The following is a 16,562-nucleotide window of genomic DNA, read 5'->3' as shown; positions in this document are numbered from 1 at the left end:
GGTCGGCGTCCAGCGAGAGCGTCTCCAGCACGGTGAGCAGTTGCCGCTCCTCGTACCGGAAGTGCGACTCCATGATCGCCGCCACGCCCTCCAGGTGCCGGGCCAGTTCCCCGGGCGGGGCGTCGCGGGTCACCGCCGCGCTCAGCCCGGTCAGCAGGTACCCGATCATCGAGTGGTCCTGCCGCAGCCGGTCCAGCGTGCCGCGCAGCTCCGGATGCCGCGCGGCGATCGCCGGGAAGAGGCTGTGGTCCTCGCCCTCGTGATGCGCGGTCAGCGCCGCGCAGAACCCGTGGCAGAACACCAGCAGCTCACGTGTCGCCGGGCGGGCCGGCTCACCGTCGGCGAGCGCCCGCCGGGTCACCGCCAGCGCCTCGCGCAGCCGCTCGTGGACGGCGCGCATCTCCCGGCTCCAGGCCACCAGCCTGGTCTGTTCGCCCTCAGCCACGTGGCGAGGGCGAAGGGACGACGAGTGTCATCGTCGTGCTCCCTTCGATCCGGCGCCTCCATGCCTGACACGGTCTGCCACCGGCACGCGACGCTGGGCGGAGCCTAACCGGCGACATCGGGAGCGATCAAGTAGTGCCAGCGCCACCCCGGTTCGGCAGCTGGCGGGATGGAGCGCGGGACCGGTTCTGGCGAGGCTTGAGCCCGTACCCGTTCACCTCCGTCGAGGAGTTCCCATGACCCGCCGTACCTTCCCGGTCGCCGTCGGCGCCGCGGCCCTGCTCACCGTCACCGCGCTGGGTGTGCCCGCCGCGTCCGCCACCACCACCGACGCCCGGCGTCCGGCCGCCGACGCGGTCCAGCAGCGGCTCGACGGCCTGGTCGCCGAGCACGGCTTCCCCGGGGCGCTGGCCTCCGTACGCCGCGACGGCCGGGTGCGCGACTACACCGCCGGGGTCGGCGACCTGCGCACCGGCGCCGCGATCCCCCGCGACGCCCGGGTGCGGATCGGCAGCAACACCAAGACGTTCACCGCCGTGGTCGTCCTCCAGCTCGTCGGCGAGGGTCGCGTCGACCTGGACGCCACCGTCGAGCGCTACCTGCCAGGCTTGGTGCGCGCCAACGGCAACGACGGGCGGCGGATCACCGTACGTCAGTTGTTGCAGCAGACCAGCGGCCTGCCGGACTACGACGACGTGGTGTTCGGCGAGGCGCAGGACCTGGTGGACCGGCGCAGCGACTACTTCGATCCGCGCCGGCTGCTGGACGAGGCGCTCACCCAGTCGCGGCACTTCCCGCCGGGCGAGAGGTGGGAGTACAGCAACACCAACTTCGTCCTGGCCGGACTGATCATCGAGCGGGTCACCCAGCGCCCGGTCGGCGAGGAGATCACCCGGCGGATCATCGAGCCGCTGCGGCTGCGCGACACGTACTGGCCGCAGACCGGCGAGCAGGACCTGCCCGGCCGGCTGCCGCGCGGATACGTGGCGGTGGAACCGGGCGCGCCGTGGATCGACGTGACCCGGATGGACCCGTCGCTGGGCTGGGCCGCCGGCCAGCTCGTCTCGACGCCGTCGGACCTGCGCACGTTCTTCGAGGCGCTGCTGGCGGGCAGGCTGCTCAAGCCGGCCCAGCAGGCGGCCCTGACGCGTACCGTGCCGGCGCCCGACTTCGAGCCCACCGGCGTCTGGGAGTACGGCCTGGGCATCGCCCGGCACGAGCTGCCCTGCGGCGGTCACGCCTGGGGGCACGGCGGCGACATCCAGGGCTTCGAGACGCGCAACCTGTCCACCACGGACGGGCGCAGCGCCGTGGTCGCGGTGACCGCGCTGCCGACGAGCCTGGAGATGCTGGAGGCGGTCACCAGCACCGTCGACGCGGCCCTGTGCGGCACCGGCCGCTGATCCCCGGTTCACCGCACGCGCGCCGCCTCCTCGCGAGGCGGCGCGCGTGCGTGCGTCTACCGCCGGCCGTCGAGGTAGCGCAGCACGGCGGTGACCCGCCGGTCGGCGCGGTCGTCGGGCGGCAGGCTCAGCTTCGCGAAGATGCTGCGGATGTGCTTGTGCACCGCACCGTCGGTGACGAACAGCCGTTCCGCGATCGCGCCGTTGCCCAGCCCCTCGGCCATCAGCGCCAGCACCTCGTGCTCACGCGGCGACAGCTCGGCCAGCGCGGTGTCCGGCCGCCGGTTGCGGGCGAGCATCTGCCCGACCACCTCGGGGTCGATCACGCTGCCACCGTCCGCGACGCGGTGCAGCGCGGCGAGGAACTCCTCGACCCGGCCCACCCGCTCCTTGAGCAGGTAGCCGAGCCCGGAGGCGCCGACCGAGAACAGCTCGGTGGCGAACGCCTGCTCGACGTACGCGGACAGGACCAGCACCGCGAGGCCCGGCCGGCGGCGGCGGGCCTCGACCGCGGCGACGATCCCCTCGTCGGTGTGGGTGGGCGGCATCCGCACGTCGACGATCGCCACGTCCGGCCGGTGCTCGTCCACCGCGGCCAGGAACTCCCCCGGTGTGCCGGCGGTGGCCACCACGTCCAGGTTCTCGGCGCGCAGCAGCAGCGCCAGCCCTTCGCGCAGCAACGCGTCGTCCTCGGCGATCACGATCCGCATGGCAGCTCCACGTGCATCCTCGTCGGTCCTCCCGGTGGACTCGTCAGCGTCATCCGCCCGTCGTACGCCTCGACCCGGCGGCGGATGCCGGTCAGCCCAGAGCCGCGCGTCTCGTCGGCGTCCCCGCGCCCGTCGTCGGTGACTGTCACGAGCAGCCGGTCCCCCTCCCGGCGTACGGCGACGTCCACCGCGCTCGCGCCGCTGTGCCGGACCACGTTCGTGAGCGCCTCGGCCACCACGAAGTACGCGGTGGCCTCGACCGAGGCCGCGCAGCGCACGTCGACGTCCACCGACAGGCGGCACGGCACCGCGCACTCCGCGGCGAGTCCGTCGAGCGCCCCGGCCAGGCCCCGGTCGCCGAGCACCGGCGGCAGGATGCCGCGCACCACCGTACGCAGCTCGCCGAGCGCCTGCTCGGCCGCGTTCTGCGCGCGTTCCAGGATCTCGTCGGCGCGGGCCGGGTCACGGCGTACCGCCCGCCGCGCGGCACCGAGCAGCACGTTCACCGCGACCAGCCGGTTCTGCGTGCCGTCGTGCAGCGAGCGTTCGATCCGGCGCAGCTCCACCGCGTGGGCGTCGAGCGCGGCGGCCCGGGTGGCGGTGAGTTCGGCGACCCGCAACGACAGGTCGAATCCGGGCGGCGGGGGCAGCAGCCGGCGGCCCGGCCGGGCCTGGATCCGCGCCAGGGCCGGCCCGGCCGCGACCGCGAGCACCAGCCACCCGATGCCGAGCACGCCGACCGCGAGCGCGTCGCCGAGCCCGTCGACGCGCCACCAGCCGATCCCCGGCGCACCGGCGTCCGGCGGCACGAGCCGGTACCACAGCGGGAACGTCATGTCCTGCGCGGCGTAGATCGGCAGCGCGAGCGCGATCAGCCCGGCGCCGAAGCCGAGCGTGCCGTGCGCGGCCACCCAGCGCAGTTCCCGCCGGACGACCGGGTCGCGCAGCGCCGGGCGCACCCCGGCCGGCACCGGGCCGGGCGACGGGACCGGCGGCCCCCACCGGGACAGCCGGGCGCGCTCGCGGTCGGCCACCGACCGCACCGCCCGCAGCATTCCGGGTACGAGCAGCAGTCCGACCCCGCCGACGCAGGCCGCGGCCACGACGACGATCCCGAACAGCGCGCCGAGCGCCAGCACGGCCGTGCCGAGCCCGCCGACGAGGTGCTCCAGCGCGTCCACCGCGGCGCGGAACCGCCCGCGTACGTACTCCATCCCCGGCCCACCCCCGGCCGCCACGATAGGTCACCGCTGTCGCCGTCCGTCAGGTCCGGGCACGGAAGGTACAGCCTGCTGTACCCCGGTCGTCGTGCTGGCGGGATCGTTCCCGGCCGGCCGCGCGCCTAGCGTCAAGGTGCAAGGACGTCATCCGAGGAGGCAGCCGTGAACGACCTGGACCGTACCGCCGAGAACACCGCCGCGACGACGCCCGTCAGCCGGATGCGGCCGCTGCTCTGGCTGGTGCTCATCGTCGGCGTGGCGGCGAACGTGACGCTGTCGAACGTCCTGGGCAACCCGTGGGCCGGTTCGGCCTTCGGCGTGCTGGCGCTGGCGTCCGGCGCGGCGCTGGCAGTGAACCACTACCGCAACCGCTGACCCGCCACCGGGGCGGGCGACGCCGGGAAGCCGGGCGGGCCGCGACGACGATCGGCCCGCCCTGCGGCGTTCGCCCGCGCCACCACGTCGCCGGCTGGGCCTCCTGGCGTACGGGCTGCCGCTGCTGGCCGTACTGCTGATGCTGATCGGGTACGCGAGACCACAGCGGTGCCGAGGACGGCGCGCGGCTGAGCGCGTTAACGCCACCAATCAATTGACATACGACTATGCAAACGCCAGGCTGAGGGAGATTGTTAACGCTAACGCGGCGTCCCCCGCGTGCCTCACCACCACCGTCCCCCGCCACGGAGGCCGCCATGCCCGCTCCCCTGGTGAACCGCCGATTCCTCCTGCGCACCACTGCCGCCACAGCCGTCGCGGCCACCGCCGGCGCCGCCGCCGGGTCCGTCTCCGCAGGCGGTACGGCACACGCCGCGCTGCCACCGGCCCGCCCCGACATCGGCGTGTCCGCGTACGCGTTCGACCCGGGCCAGGTACGGCTGACCGCCGGCCGCTGGCAGGACAACCAGAACCGTACGGTCGCCTACCTGCGTTTCGTCGACGTGAACCGGCTGCTCTACAACTTCCGGGCCAACCACCGCCTGTCCACCGGCGGCGCCGCCGCCAACGGCGGCTGGGACGCGCCGAACTTCCCGTTCCGCACCCACATGCAGGGGCACTTCCTGACCGCCTGGGCGCAGGCGTGGGCGGTGCTCGGCGACACCACCTGCCGGGACAAGGCGCTCACCATGGTCGCCGAGCTGGCCCGCTGCCAGGCCAACAACGGCGCGGCCGGGTTCAGCGCCGGCTACCTGTCCGGCTTCCCGGAGTCCGACTTCACCGCGCTGGAGGCCCGGACGCTCAGCAACGGCAACGTGCCCTACTACTGCATCCACAAGACGCTCGCCGGGCTGCTGGACGTGTGGCGGCTGATCGGCAGCACCCAGGCCCGGGACGTGCTGCTGGCGCTGGCCGGCTGGGTCGACCAGCGCACCGGCCGGCTCACCTCGGCCCAGATGCAGGCGATGCTCGGCACCGAGTTCGGCGGCATGAACGCGGTGCTGACCGACCTCTACCAGCAGACCGGCGACGGGCGGTGGCTGACCGTCGCGCAGCGGTTCGACCACGCCGCCGTGTTCAACCCGCTCGCCGCGAACTCCGACCAGCTCAACGGGCTGCACGCCAACACGCAGGTGCCCAAGTGGATCGGCGCGGCCCGGGAGTACAAGGCCACCGGCGTCACCCGCTATCGGGACATCGCCGCGAACGCGTGGGCCATCACGGTCGGCGCGCACACGTACGCCATCGGCGGCAACAGCCAGGCCGAGCACTTCCGCGCGCCGAACGCGATCGCCGGCTACCTGCGCAACGACACGTGCGAGGCGTGCAACACGTACAACATGCTCAAGCTGACCCGGGAGCTGTGGCAGCTCGACCCGGACCGGGTCGCGTACGCCGACTTCTACGAGCGCGCGCTGCTCAACCACATGATCGGCCAGCAGAATCCGGCCGACGCGCACGGTCACGTCACGTACTTCACCCCGCTCAACCCGGGTGGGCGGCGCGGTGTCGGCCCGGCGTGGGGCGGCGGCACGTGGAGCACCGACTACACCTCGTTCTGGTGCTGCCAGGGCACCGGACTGGAGACCAACACGACGCTGGCGGACGCGATCTACTTCCACAACGGCACCACGCTGACCGTCAACCTGTTCGTCCCGTCGGTGCTCACCTGGAGCCAGCGCGGCATCACCGTCACGCAGGCCACGTCGTACCCGGTCGGCGACACCACGACGCTCACCGTCACCGGCTCGGTGGGCGGGTCGTGGACGATGCGGATCCGGATCCCGGCGTGGACCAGCGGGGCGAGCGTCAGCGTCAACGGCGTCGCGGCGGGCGTCGCCACCACGCCGGGCAGCTACGCCGTCCTGACCCGGGCCTGGACGTCCGGCGACACGGTCACGGTCCGACTGCCGATGCGGGTCGCCACAGTGCCCGCCAACGACGACGCCGCGGTGCAGGCCGTCACGTACGGGCCGGTGGTGCTCTCCGGCAACTACGGCAACACCACGTTGAGCGGCCTGCCCACGCTGGATCCCGCCTCGGTCACCCGTACCGGCACGGGCAGTCTCGCGTTCACCGCCCGGGCCGACGGCGCCACCGTCGACCTCGGCCCGTTCTACGACGCCCACGGGCACAACTACACGGTCTACTGGCGGGTCGGCGCGAGCGGTGGCGGCGGTGAGGCGAGTTTCCGGCTCGCCAACGCGGCGAGCGGGCTGGTGCTCGGCATCCAGAACATGTCCACAGCCGACGGCGGGCTCGCGCTCCAGTGGGGTGACACCGGCACTCCCGACCACGACTGGCAGCTTGTGGTCGACGGGTCGGCGCTGCGGCTGCGCAACGTCAACAGCGGCAAGGTGCTGGGGGTGGAGAACATGTCCACCGCCGACGGCGCCCGGATCCTCCAGTGGGCGGACAACGGCACCGCCGACCACCTGTGGACAGTCGTCGACGTCGGCGACGGCAGCCACAAGCTGCGCAACGCGCACACCGGCAAGCTGCTCGGCATCTCCGGCGGCTCGGCAGCGCAGGGCGCGTTCGCCGTGCAGGATCCGGACAACGGCAGCCCGGACAACCAGTGGCGGTTCCTGCCGAACGGCGCGCGGCGGATCCAGAACCTCGGCAGCGGGCTGGTGCTCGGCGTGCAGGACATGTCCACCGCCGACGGCGGGCCGGTCATCCAGTGGGGCGACACCGGCACCGCCGACCACCTCTGGACCGCACTCGTGGACACCGGCGGCTACCTGCGGCTGCGCAACGGCAACAGCGGCAAGGTGCTCGGCGTCGAGGGTGGTTCGACCGCGGTCGGCGCCCGGATCGTCCAGTGGGCCGACAACGGCACCGCCGACCACAGGTGGCGGCTGCGGCACGGCGGAGGCGGCTGGTTCCGGATCCAGTGCGCGAACGGGGGCCGGGTGCTCGGGCTCAGCGGCGGTTCCGGCGCCCAGGGCGCGCAGGCGGTCCTCGCCGACGACACCGGGGCCGCGCACCAGCGCTGGCGGTTCCGGTAGAGCACGCGGTGGCGGTGGGAGCGGGCGGCCCGCTCCCACCGTCACCGGGATCGGCCGTCAGGGCGTCAGGGCCGCCGCGGCCGGCGTCCAGGTCGACTCGTCCCGCACGTCGGCGACGGAGATGCCCTCGGCGATCCGCCGCAGCTCGGCCTGGGGCAGCTTGCCGCCGACGCCCTCGGAGCTGACCTGGACGACGACACTGCCGTCGGCGCTCCAGATGTTGCAGAAGCCGCCGCTGCGGGCCGCCCCCGAATAGCACTTCGCCGCACCGGGCTCCGGTGACTGGTTCGCGCTGGTGCTCGGCGTGACGAAGATGTGGAACCCGTCCCTGATCGCGCCCTCGACCGAGTCGAACGGTGCGGTCAGGCCCGAGGTGGGCAGGGCCGGCCGGGTGTACGTCGCGCCGCCGTAGTCTCCGCCGCGGGCGGCGGCGATGCCGCTCAGGCCGGGCATGGCGTGCGTGCCGGTCTGCAGCGGCACGTAACCCCGCGGCACGTAGCCGACAGTGAACGGCAGTGGAGCCGGCGTCGGCCGGGCCGGCTTCAGGCCCGTGACCAGGCCGCCCAGGTCGTCGAAGCTCGGCGTCGCCGTCTCGCCGGAGATCGACGTGACGGCCGCCCAGGCGTTGTCGGCGTACTCCCAGGCGAACAGCTTGTTGCCCGGATCCAGCGGGTTGCGGGGGTCGAGGCCGAACGGCAGCGTCGCCCGGACCGCCTTGCGCCCGGCCACCGTGACGTTCTGCCCGTCCTTGATCGCAGCCGGGTCGAAAGCGCCGGGCCGGTAGACGGTCAGGTAGGCCCAGAGGGTCGGCTTCGCGCCGGCGGCCGTTCTCTTCTGCTCCATCGACTCGGCCTCGTCCGCGGTGACGGGCTTGTCGTTCGAGGTGTGGCGGTCGGAGTAGACGGAGGCGATCTGGTACGCGGTGGACGCGACGATCGGGTCCTGTACGTGCAGCGTGCCGGCGTCGTACCCCCGGAAGGTGAAGGTGAACGGCGCGGCGTCCGGCCACGCGGCGCCAACCGGCCGCGACGCCGCGGACAGCGCCGGGGTGTCCCCGGCGGTGCGCTTCGCGCCGAGCGTCGGCAGCGTGACAGCGCCGGCGACCGCCACCGCGACGAGGCCCGCCGCCCCGACGGTCGCGAACCGGGTCCGGCGGCGCCGTTCGGCGCGCCGCCCGGCCGCGACGATGTCGTCGACGGTACGGCTCATCGGCGGCTCGTCGCCGGTCACGGCGTCCACCAGTTCACGCAACTGCATTCGTCCACTCCCCTATCGAGGTGCCGGTGAGATTGAGGTGTTCGCCGCCGAGTGACTCGCGCAGCTTCGCCAGCCCACGGGAGACCTGGCTCTTGGCCGTGCCCACCGTGCAGTCGAGGACGGCGGCGGTGTCCTCCAGGCTGAGGTCCAGGTAGTGCCGCAGCACCACGGCGGTCCGCTGCCGCGCGGGCACGGCTTCGAGCGCCGCCCGCAGGCGCATCCGCTCGTCGGTCACCGCCGCCGTGTCGCGCACCGTGACGTCCGGCATCGCGTCGCCGGCCGACCGTTCGCGCCGCCAGGGCCGGCGGGTCTCGTCGATCGCGGCCCGGTAGACCATGGTCTTGACGTAGAGATCGGGCCGTTCCAGCTTCCGCCAGCGCGGATAGAGCTTGACCAGCGCGTTCGCCACGGCGTCCTCCGCGGTGTGCCAGTCGCCGCAGGTCATGTACGCCAGCTTGCGCAGCGACGCCATCTGTGACGTCACGAACTCGCGGAACGCTTGTTCGTCTTCGGCTTTCAATCGACTGCCTCCTCGTGCCGGAGGTAGAACGGTGACGCCCGCCCGGGACGTTGCACGGGCGGCGGACCGATCGCGCCGGGGTCGTGTCCCGTCCCGGTCAGTACGGTCCGGGCGGCGGCTCCGGCCACGAGCCGATCATGGTCGCCACCAGCGCCGGATGGTCGGTCGTCCCGCGCATGTCCACCGCGCGGCGGCAGCAGATCGTCACGCCGCCGGACGCCATGATCTGCTGCCGGGCGCCGTCGTCGATCCGCCGGTAGCCCACCGGCACGCACGAGCGCACGTCCGGGGTGCCGCCGGCGCGCAGGTTGAGGTCACCGCCGAGGACCGTCGGCGCGTTCCCGGCGCCGCCCCGGGTCTCCGGCACCACCGCGCCGAGCAACTGCCCGCACTGCGCCAGCGCCACCTGGCCGCTGGTGTTCGCCAGGTGCGTGGTGCAGGCGTGCAGCCCGTCGCCCCGGACGCAGAGCCACACCCGCTCCTCCGGGTCCGCGAGGTCCTGCGCCGGGTAGGTGCCGCGGTGCACGGACGACCGCGCGTCCCGGCCGTCGAGACGGGCCAGCAGCCCGATCCCGTACGGCTCGCCGTTGTCGCACCGGGTGGGTCCGCCGGAGGGGCGGTCACCGGCGGCCTGGAACGCGGACACCACGGTGCCGCCGGCGCGGGCGGCCCGCAGCGTCCGCTCCAGCGTCGCCACGTCGTCGCGGCAGATCTCGTTGAGCGTGACCACGTCGGGCGCCTCGGCGGCGATCACGTCGGCGGCCCGCGGGACGGCCCGGCCGGTGTAGCAGCCGGCCCGGCCGCTGTTGCACAGGTTCATCTGGAGCACCCGCAGCGTTCCCGGGCCGGTGGCGCCGGCGTCCGAGGATCCAGCCGGCAGCCCGGCCACGACGAGCAGGCACACCACTGCCAGCACCCGGCGGACTCGCCGGGCGAGGTGGGTGGCCGGCTGCGGGGACAGCGGGGCTCCAACGGGTACGGGCGGCGGCGGGCGCCGGTGATCCTATCCCGGAACGCCGCCGTCGCCGCCCGGCGCGGCCTACCTCGGTACCGCCCGGAACCACGCCTCCCGGTCGTCCGGGTCGGGCCCGCGCCGGGGCAGTGCCGGCGGTTCCTCGCCGGTGACCGGCGCGTAGTGGTCGAAGGTGGTGGTCAGGACCGCCTCGCCGCCGGTGAGGTCGGGCAGGGCGGCGACGACCCGCGGCACCCGGGCGGACGGCAGGGTGCCGCTCACCTCCAGGTAGCCGCCCGCGACGGCGGTGTCGTGGACGACCGCGCCGAGCCGGCCGAGCAGCGCCAGCACCGTCTCCACCGCGTGCCGGGGCAGGTTGACGTCGAACCGTTCGATCGGCTGGCACACCCGCGTGCCGGCCTGCCGCAGCGCGGCGGCGACCACGACCGGGGCGAGGTTGCGGAAGTCCGCCGCCACCGTCGAGATCGACTTGTCGAACTTCTGGTGCGGGCGGCTCTGCCGGGGCCAGTACCGGGACGCCGTCATGGTGACGGTGCAGTCGGTGACCGGCCAGCCGTGCCGGCCCTGCCGCAGCGCGGCCCGCACGCCCTCCTCGGTGGCGGCGACGAACGCCGGGGGCAGCCGGCCCGGCTCGGTCCCGGGCCGGAACCCGATGCCGTGCCCGGCCGGTGCGGCCTCGATGCGCAATCCCAGCCCGGCCAGGTACGGGTTGCCGCGTTCCCGTACCCGCTCCTCGGCGCTGCCGGTGCCGGCGACCCGTTCGATGCAGGCGGTGAGCGTGCCGGAGAACCGCACCCGGACGCCGTACCGGTCCTCCATCAGCGCGGCGAGGACCTCCTTCTGGACCTCGCCGTGCAGACGGATCACCGCCTCCGCCTGCTGCTCGTCGAGGCGCAGGTCCACCAGCGGATCCTCGTCGGCCAGTTCGGCCAGGCCGGCGAACATCGCCAGGCGCTGCGCCGGGTCGACCGGCTCGACGACCGCCTGCCTTGTCGGTGGCGGGAACCGGTAGTCGTGCCGCCGAGGCGGGTCACCGATGTGCTGGCCGATCCGGGCGGACACCCCGCGTACCGCCGCGATCTGCCCGGCGGAGACCGACCGGCGCACCAGCACGCCGGCGGGCTCGATGACGGCGATCTCCGTCACCGGCTCCGGACGGCCGTCGCCGAGCCGCACCCGGTCCCGTACCCGCAGACGCCCCGACCACAGCCGCAGCCAGACGCGCCGGCCGTGCCCGTCGCGGTCGACGGCGAAGACGGTGCCCGCCGGTGGTCCGTCCCGCGCCTCGCCGTACGGCAGCAGGTCGGCCAGGACGTCGCACAGCCGGCGTACCCCGGCGCCGGTGATGGCCGAGCCGCACACCGCCGGGACCAGGTCGGCGCGGCGCACCGCGCGGCGCAGCGCCCGGCGGACGTCGCGCACGCGGACCGGCCGGTCGGCCAGCCAGCGCGCGGCCACCGCGTCGTCGATCTCCGCCACCTCGGCCACCACGGGCTCGGCGTCGAGGCCCACGGCGTGCACCCGGGCCTCGCGTGTGCCCTGGCCGGTGACAGTGCCGAGCAGGACCGGCCGCGCGCCGAGCCGCTGCCGTACCTGGGCGGTCACCCGGTCGACGTCGGCGCCGCCGCGGTCGACCTTGTTGAAGAAGAACACGGTCGGTACGCCGATGCGGCGCAACGCCCGCCAGATGGCGACTGTCTGCGGCTGGACGCCCTCCACGCTCGACACCACGAGCACGGCGGCGTCGAGGACGGCCAGGGAGCGCTCGACCTCCGCGATGAAGTCGGGATGGCCGGGGGTGTCCAGCAGGTTGATGCTGAGGTCGCCGATGGTGATCGACGTGACGGCCGCCCGGATGGTGATGCCGCGGCGGCGTTCCAGTTCCATCGAGTCGGTCCGGGTCGTGCCGGCGTCGACGCTACCCGGCTCGGCCACCGCGCCCGCCTCGTAGAGCAGGCGTTCGGTCAGGCTGGTCTTTCCGGCGTCAACATGCGCGACGATTCCGATGTTCAACAGGGCCAAGGCGGAGCTCCACGGTAGGACGGGCAGGGGTCCGAAGCGTGGTAGCTGCTCGCATGGTCTCTCCCGGTCCTCGTCGTGGTGGCGGCGCCCGCCGCCGGTGTGCAGTCCTACCTTGCCCGTCCGCCGCGATCGCCACCACCGAATTCGGGCCGGCTCAGCGCACGGAGGCGGCCGTACTCGGCCAGGGCGTGGAAGGCGGCCTTGGGCGTCCACGAGCCGTCCGGCAGCACGCGCACGATCCCGCGTGACGCCAGGTCGTAGTCGTGCCCGGGGTCGCCGGTGGTCGGCAGGTGCCGGTTCGCGAACGTGTACACGAACGCCGCCTCCACCCCGCCGGCCTCGTAGTCGCGCAGCAGGTCGACGAGGTAGCGTGCCTGGCCCTCCTCGTCGCGCTCCAGTTCCGCGGTGAGTTTCGCCGCACGGCCGTGCTCGTCGTAGACCACCGGTTCCGTCGCGCCCGCGACGTCGGCCGCGCCACGGTACGTGCAGCAGCCGAACTCGGTCGCCGCGTACGGCTTGCCCTGCCCCACGGCCGCCGCCAGGGACTGCGGGAACACCGCCGAGTTGGTCGCGTCGCGGTAGCCGGCGTCGCTGGCGATGATGTCGAAGGCCGCCCAGTCGACGTCCTCGAGCGGGATCGAGGCGTACCCGACGGGGCCGCCGAAGCGCTCCCGCACCGCGGGTACCGCTTCCGCGAGGAAGTCGCGCACCGCGGCCCGCGCGGCCGGGACCGCCTCCCGCATCCGCATCGGGTCGGTGAACACCGCCATCCGCTCGGTCAGGTCACGGCCGGGCAGGAAGCCGTCGGTGAACAGGGAGATCTCGGAACCGGTGAGGTAGACGACCGGGGTGCCGTCACGCCGCAGCCGCTCGGCCCGCTCGGCGCCGTCGAGCAGGAACGCCATGAGGCCGTCGCGGTCCAGGCCGTTGGTGAACGGGCAGTACCACACCTCGAGCCCCGCCTCGGCCGCCAGCCGCGCGGTCAGCTCCAGCCGGTCCTGCACGCCGCCGGTGACGCGGACCGCGTCGCAGCGCAGCTCGTCGCGGATGACACGCAGGTCGCTCCGCACGACGTCGGGGTCGAACGGTTCGTGGGTGGTGGATCCGGCGCTGACGAAGCCGGTGTCGTAGTTCATGCCGAAGACACGCATCGAGAACTCCCAACCTTTAGGGTACGCGCCGTACCCTATAAGGTACGGCGCGTACCCTGCAAGACATGGGCAGGAGGCGACGGGGCGAAGAACTGGAACAGGCGATCCTGCGGGCCGCGGCGGAGGAACTGCGCGAGTCCGGATACGCGGGGATGACGATGGACCGGGTGGCCGCGCGCGCCGGGACCAACAAGAACGCCATCTACCGCCGGTGGCCGCACCGGGCGGCGCTGGGCGTCGCGGCGTACCGCCACCTGTCCGACGCGGCCATGCCGAATCCGGACACGGGCACGCTGCGAGGCGACGCGCTCGAGATGCTCCGGCTGGCGAACGAGACGTGGTCGTCGCCGCACGGGGCCGTCCTGCGCGGCCTGCTCGCCGCCGCGGCCGACGATCCGGAGCTGCTCACGCTCATGCGCGAACGATCCGGCGCCGACACCATGGACCGCGCGTGGATCGGGATGCTGGAACGGGCCGCGGCCCGGGGCGAGACGCCGGCGGCGGCCGTCCGTCACCGGGTGGCGACGGTACCGATGATGCTGCTGCGCGCCGAGTACGCGATGCGCGGCGTCCCCTCCGTCCCCGACGAGGTGCTGGTCGAGATCGTGGACGAGGTGTTCCTGCCCCTGGTACGCGGCCACGGCTGACGCCACCGTTCATCGGCGGGCCGCCGGTCGTCGCGGTGGCCGGCGCCGTCACGCGGGGCGCGTCAGCCGGGGGCACCGGCCCGGATGTCGTCGACGAGTTCCCGCACGGCCTCCCGGTATTCCGGCTCGGTGTGGTAGTGCCAGTGGCGTTCGACAGGCGGCGGCACGGTGTCCGGCGCCTCCACGACGACGCTGCGCGGATCCCGCAGCCGGACGTCGACCGCGCCGGCGGCCGGGGGCAGGTGGGCCCGCAGACCCGGGTCGGCGAAGATCGGGCCGCCGATCGGATCGGTGTCGCGCCACAGGTTGCGCCAGCGCCAGCCGACCCGGTCGCCGACGTCGCGCAGCGCCTGCTCACCGAGATACGCCGGGTAGAGGCGGGCGTAGATGCGGTGCAGCGGGCTGCCGTGGGTCAGCAACGCGACGTGGGGCAGGGCCTCCGGCGGCAGTTGCAGGACGGTGGCGGCGGCCAGCACGGAGCCCTGGCTGTGTCCGGAGATCACCACCGGGCCCTGTGCGGCGAGCGCGGTGACCCGCCGGGCCAGCTCCGGTACGGCGCGGGCGGCGTAGCACGGCGGCGCGAACGGGTGCACCGTACGCGGCCAGAACGTGCCCAGGTCCCACAGGACGCCGACGAGCCGGCGGGTCTCCGGCGACCGGTACGCCCGGTAGCCCAGGATCAGCAGCCCGATGACGAGCAGACTGATGGCCCAGATACCGACGTCCGTCACGTACGCGGTCAGCACGGCGAGCGTGTCGTGCCGGCGGCCGAGGCGGGCGACGAGCTGGGTGGGGCCGATCCCGATCAGGTCGAGCGCGACGGTGGCGAGCCCGACCGACGAGATCACGAAGAACGCCACGAATGTCGGCCCCAGTTCGTCGGTCACGAAGGACCGGGCGATCGTCGAGCGGACAGCGTCGATTCGTGTCGTCGCCTCGGCGGGCGCGCCGGGATAGTCGTGTTCGACCACGCGTCGCGCGTACGCCCGCCGCCGGCGCCGCGCCACCGGCAGGGTGACGGCGATCGCCGCGCTGACGACCAGCAGAGCGGCGAGCCCGGCCAGCGCCGCCCACCAGTACCCGACGGGCGGTTCCAGCGGTCCCAGAGCGGGTGGGTTGTTCCGGATCGGGTCGGGGATGCGACCCCGGTCGAGCTGGTCCGCCGTCCGGAACACGAGCGTGGCCGTGTAGGCGGAGGCGACGGTGACCGACATTGCCGCGACCAGCGGTGTGCCGAGCCCGCGGAGCAGTGCGCGGGAACCGGCCGGCCGGGCGCGCCGGCGCACGAGCGTCACCGCGGCGATCAGGACCAGCATCAGCCCCTGCGCCGCGACCAGACCGGCGACGGCGCCCTCGTACCCGGGCATCTGCCCGGCGGGCACGGGAACCCCCCGCCGGGACACGGCGTACCCCAGGCTCGACACGGTGGCCACCGCGACCAGGATCCAGACCACGCGGCGCAACGGTCCGGCCCACCCGGCGGGGACGGTCACTGTCAGCAGCACGGCGCAGAGGACCACAAGCCCGGCGGCGAGGCCGAGCATCCCGACGGCGACGGCGCTCCACCCGCCGTGCGACACCGCGACGACGAGGCTGACGCCGACGGTGCCGGCACCGAGACCCACGTGGATCTGGCGTAGCCACGAGGTCATCCGCTCGTCGTGCCAGACCCCGGGGGCGGCGAGACTCCCGGTCGACTCCAGGAACCGCCCGCCCGGCGGGGCCGATCCGAAGCCCTCGAAAGCGGCGGCCGACCGCTTCCCGACGGCCCAGAACACCCGCAGCGCCAGCAGCGGGACCAGTGCCAGCACGGCCAGGCGCGGGCCGATCGGCAACGCCACCAGCCACGACAGGTACGGTCTCCCCTCCCGGCACTGGGCGTACGGGACGCACTGCCAGCCGGTCAGGTTCATGGTGACCCCGACCAGCGCCAGCGTGAACGCCACGGTCAGCGATCCGGCCAGCAGGCGGCACAGCCCGCCGAGCAGGCCGAAGCGGTCCACCGGCGTGGAACGCATCCACACCGCCAGGTTGCTCAGCATGAACGGCAGCAGCACCAGCATCGACGCCGTACGTACCGCCACCCCGGCGGTCAGGGCCCCCCAGCGGTACGCCTCCACCACCACCCCGGCCGTCGCGCCGCCGGCCGAGCCGAGCCCTTCCCGGACCCGGTAGAACCCGGCGTGCCCGTCGCCGGCCACGCGTACCACGATGGGATGGTCGACGATCGTCTCCGCCGACGCGCCGGACACCCCGTGGACGCGCAGCTCGACGCCTCTGTCGCCGCCGGGTATCTCCACGATCGAAGCGTCACAAAGACGCCCGTCCCGCGCTGCCGAACGCGGAACAGAGAGCCCTGCTACCGCCCGCCGGAGGGCCCCGCCGGGGCCGTAGTACTGGCCGCCCAGCACGGCCGGGTCGGTGGCGGCCCGCAGGGTCGGCAGCGCGCCCATCGCGGGTGTCTGGGTGATCAGCGGCGCGAGCCAGGTGAGCGGGAGCTTGCGGTTGGCCATCCGGAACGCCGTGTACCCGGTCCCGGTGCCGATGGTCAGGCCGTCCACGCCCTACGTCTCCACGCCGTGCGCGCCGGTCCCGACACGTACACGGTGTCGATGCGCACGTTGCGCGCCTTCACCGCCCGGTCGCCGCCGTGGTCGTCGATCCGGATCCCCAGTCCGCCGGACAGCCGCATGTCGATCTGCCCGAGCAGGGTCTGGGTGGCTCGTGCCGCCGCCTGACGTCACCATCACGGCGCACTCACCTCACCGT

General features: G+C 73.9%; 13 protein-coding genes. 4 read left to right on the top strand and 9 right to left on the bottom strand.

Annotated elements, in window-relative coordinates; translation table 11 throughout:
- A partial coding sequence (locus ACPCK6_RS27370; RefSeq protein ID WP_423482629.1) for a hemerythrin domain-containing protein occupies positions 1 to 445 on the bottom strand: 445 nt, incomplete at its 3' end.
- A 235-nt stretch (positions 446 to 680) separates the two neighbouring features.
- Between ACPCK6_RS27370 and ACPCK6_RS27365 the strand changes: the two genes are divergently transcribed.
- On the top strand, positions 681 to 1,847 hold the full coding sequence (locus ACPCK6_RS27365) for a serine hydrolase domain-containing protein (protein WP_423482628.1): 1,167 nt from the start codon (positions 681 to 683) through the stop codon (positions 1,845 to 1,847).
- Positions 1,848 to 1,903: 56 nt separating this feature from the next.
- Here the strand turns inward: ACPCK6_RS27365 and ACPCK6_RS27360 are convergent, their stop codons facing one another.
- Both ACPCK6_RS27360 and ACPCK6_RS27355 read right to left on the bottom strand, forming a co-directional pair.
- Positions 1,904 to 2,557, bottom strand: coding sequence for a response regulator transcription factor (locus ACPCK6_RS27360; RefSeq protein WP_423482627.1), 654 nt, complete (start codon positions 2,555 to 2,557; stop codon positions 1,904 to 1,906).
- Positions 2,545 to 3,771 carry a sensor histidine kinase gene (locus ACPCK6_RS27355; protein WP_423482626.1) on the bottom strand — a complete coding sequence of 409 codons (1,227 nt, stop codon included), beginning with the start codon at positions 3,769 to 3,771 and terminating at the stop codon, positions 2,545 to 2,547. Before ACPCK6_RS27355 ends, ACPCK6_RS27360 begins: the two co-directional genes overlap by 13 nt.
- 168 nt (positions 3,772 to 3,939) lie before the next feature.
- Between ACPCK6_RS27355 and ACPCK6_RS27350 the strand changes: the two genes are divergently transcribed.
- Both ACPCK6_RS27350 and ACPCK6_RS27345 read left to right on the top strand, forming a co-directional pair.
- On the top strand, positions 3,940 to 4,152 hold the full coding sequence (locus ACPCK6_RS27350; RefSeq protein WP_396884180.1) for a hypothetical protein: 213 nt from the start codon (positions 3,940 to 3,942) through the stop codon (positions 4,150 to 4,152).
- A gap of 317 nt (positions 4,153 to 4,469) precedes the next feature.
- Positions 4,470 to 7,223: a beta-L-arabinofuranosidase domain-containing protein gene (locus tag ACPCK6_RS27345; protein ID WP_423482625.1), complete on the top strand. Its 2,754-nt coding sequence runs from the start codon at positions 4,470 to 4,472 to the stop codon at positions 7,221 to 7,223.
- Between the two features lie 57 nt (positions 7,224 to 7,280).
- Here ACPCK6_RS27345 and ACPCK6_RS27340 read toward each other — a convergent pair whose 3' ends face one another.
- The 5 genes from ACPCK6_RS27340 to ACPCK6_RS27320 form a co-directional block, all read right to left on the bottom strand.
- On the bottom strand, positions 7,281 to 8,480 hold the full coding sequence (locus tag ACPCK6_RS27340) for a hypothetical protein (protein ID WP_423482624.1): 1,200 nt from the start codon (positions 8,478 to 8,480) through the stop codon (positions 7,281 to 7,283).
- A complete protein-coding gene (locus ACPCK6_RS27335; RefSeq protein WP_396884177.1) occupies positions 8,467 to 9,000 on the bottom strand; it encodes a SigE family RNA polymerase sigma factor in 534 nt (177 codons plus the stop codon). Before ACPCK6_RS27335 ends, ACPCK6_RS27340 begins: the two co-directional genes overlap by 14 nt.
- A gap of 97 nt (positions 9,001 to 9,097) precedes the next feature.
- Positions 9,098 to 9,916 (bottom strand): endonuclease/exonuclease/phosphatase family protein, encoded by an 819-nt coding sequence (locus tag ACPCK6_RS27330; RefSeq protein ID WP_423482623.1) that lies wholly within the window; start codon positions 9,914 to 9,916, stop codon positions 9,098 to 9,100.
- Positions 9,917 to 10,039: 123 nt separating this feature from the next.
- Positions 10,040 to 11,995 carry a GTP-binding protein gene (locus ACPCK6_RS27325; RefSeq protein ID WP_423482622.1) on the bottom strand — a complete coding sequence of 652 codons (1,956 nt, stop codon included), beginning with the start codon at positions 11,993 to 11,995 and terminating at the stop codon, positions 10,040 to 10,042.
- A gap of 107 nt (positions 11,996 to 12,102) precedes the next feature.
- Positions 12,103 to 13,146: a glycoside hydrolase family 113 protein gene (locus ACPCK6_RS27320; protein WP_423482621.1), complete on the bottom strand. Its 1,044-nt coding sequence runs from the start codon at positions 13,144 to 13,146 to the stop codon at positions 12,103 to 12,105.
- Positions 13,147 to 13,211: 65 nt separating this feature from the next.
- Here ACPCK6_RS27320 and ACPCK6_RS27315 point away from each other — a divergent pair, with 65 nt between their 5' ends.
- Positions 13,212 to 13,793: a TetR/AcrR family transcriptional regulator gene (locus ACPCK6_RS27315; protein ID WP_423482620.1), complete on the top strand. Its 582-nt coding sequence runs from the start codon at positions 13,212 to 13,214 to the stop codon at positions 13,791 to 13,793.
- Positions 13,794 to 13,855: 62 nt separating this feature from the next.
- On the opposite strand, the gene ACPCK6_RS27310 is transcribed toward ACPCK6_RS27315, so the two are convergent.
- The gene (locus tag ACPCK6_RS27310; protein WP_423482619.1) at positions 13,856 to 16,354 is read right to left on the bottom strand and encodes a hypothetical protein; all 2,499 of its coding nucleotides are present in this window, start codon (positions 16,352 to 16,354) and stop codon (positions 13,856 to 13,858) included.
- Between the last annotated feature and the right edge of the window lie 208 nt (positions 16,355 to 16,562).

This window comes from Micromonospora sp. AB353 (assembly GCF_049538395.1).
GTDB classification, from domain to species: domain Bacteria; phylum Actinomycetota; class Actinomycetes; order Mycobacteriales; family Micromonosporaceae; genus Micromonospora; species Micromonospora aurantiaca.
Note: the sequence above shows the minus strand (reverse complement) of the source record. Positions and strands in the feature narration are given on the sequence as shown.

Bases quoted from the DNA above. Each gene is read 5' to 3' on its own strand.
- ACPCK6_RS27340 (WP_423482624.1), bottom strand. From the start codon at position 8,480: ATGCAGTTGCGTGAACTGGTGGACGCCGTGACCGGCGACGAGCCGCCG.
- ACPCK6_RS27355 (WP_423482626.1), bottom strand. From the start codon at position 3,771: ATGGAGTACGTACGCGGGCGGTTCCGCGCCGCGGTGGACGCGCTGGAG.
- ACPCK6_RS27365 (WP_423482628.1), top strand. From the start codon at position 681: ATGACCCGCCGTACCTTCCCGGTCGCCGTCGGCGCCGCGGCCCTGCTC.
- ACPCK6_RS27320 (WP_423482621.1), bottom strand. From the start codon at position 13,146: ATGCGTGTCTTCGGCATGAACTACGACACCGGCTTCGTCAGCGCCGGA.
- ACPCK6_RS27315 (WP_423482620.1), top strand. From the start codon at position 13,212: ATGGGCAGGAGGCGACGGGGCGAAGAACTGGAACAGGCGATCCTGCGG.
- ACPCK6_RS27345 (WP_423482625.1), top strand. From the start codon at position 4,470: ATGCCCGCTCCCCTGGTGAACCGCCGATTCCTCCTGCGCACCACTGCC.
- ACPCK6_RS27360 (WP_423482627.1), bottom strand. From the start codon at position 2,557: ATGCGGATCGTGATCGCCGAGGACGACGCGTTGCTGCGCGAAGGGCTG.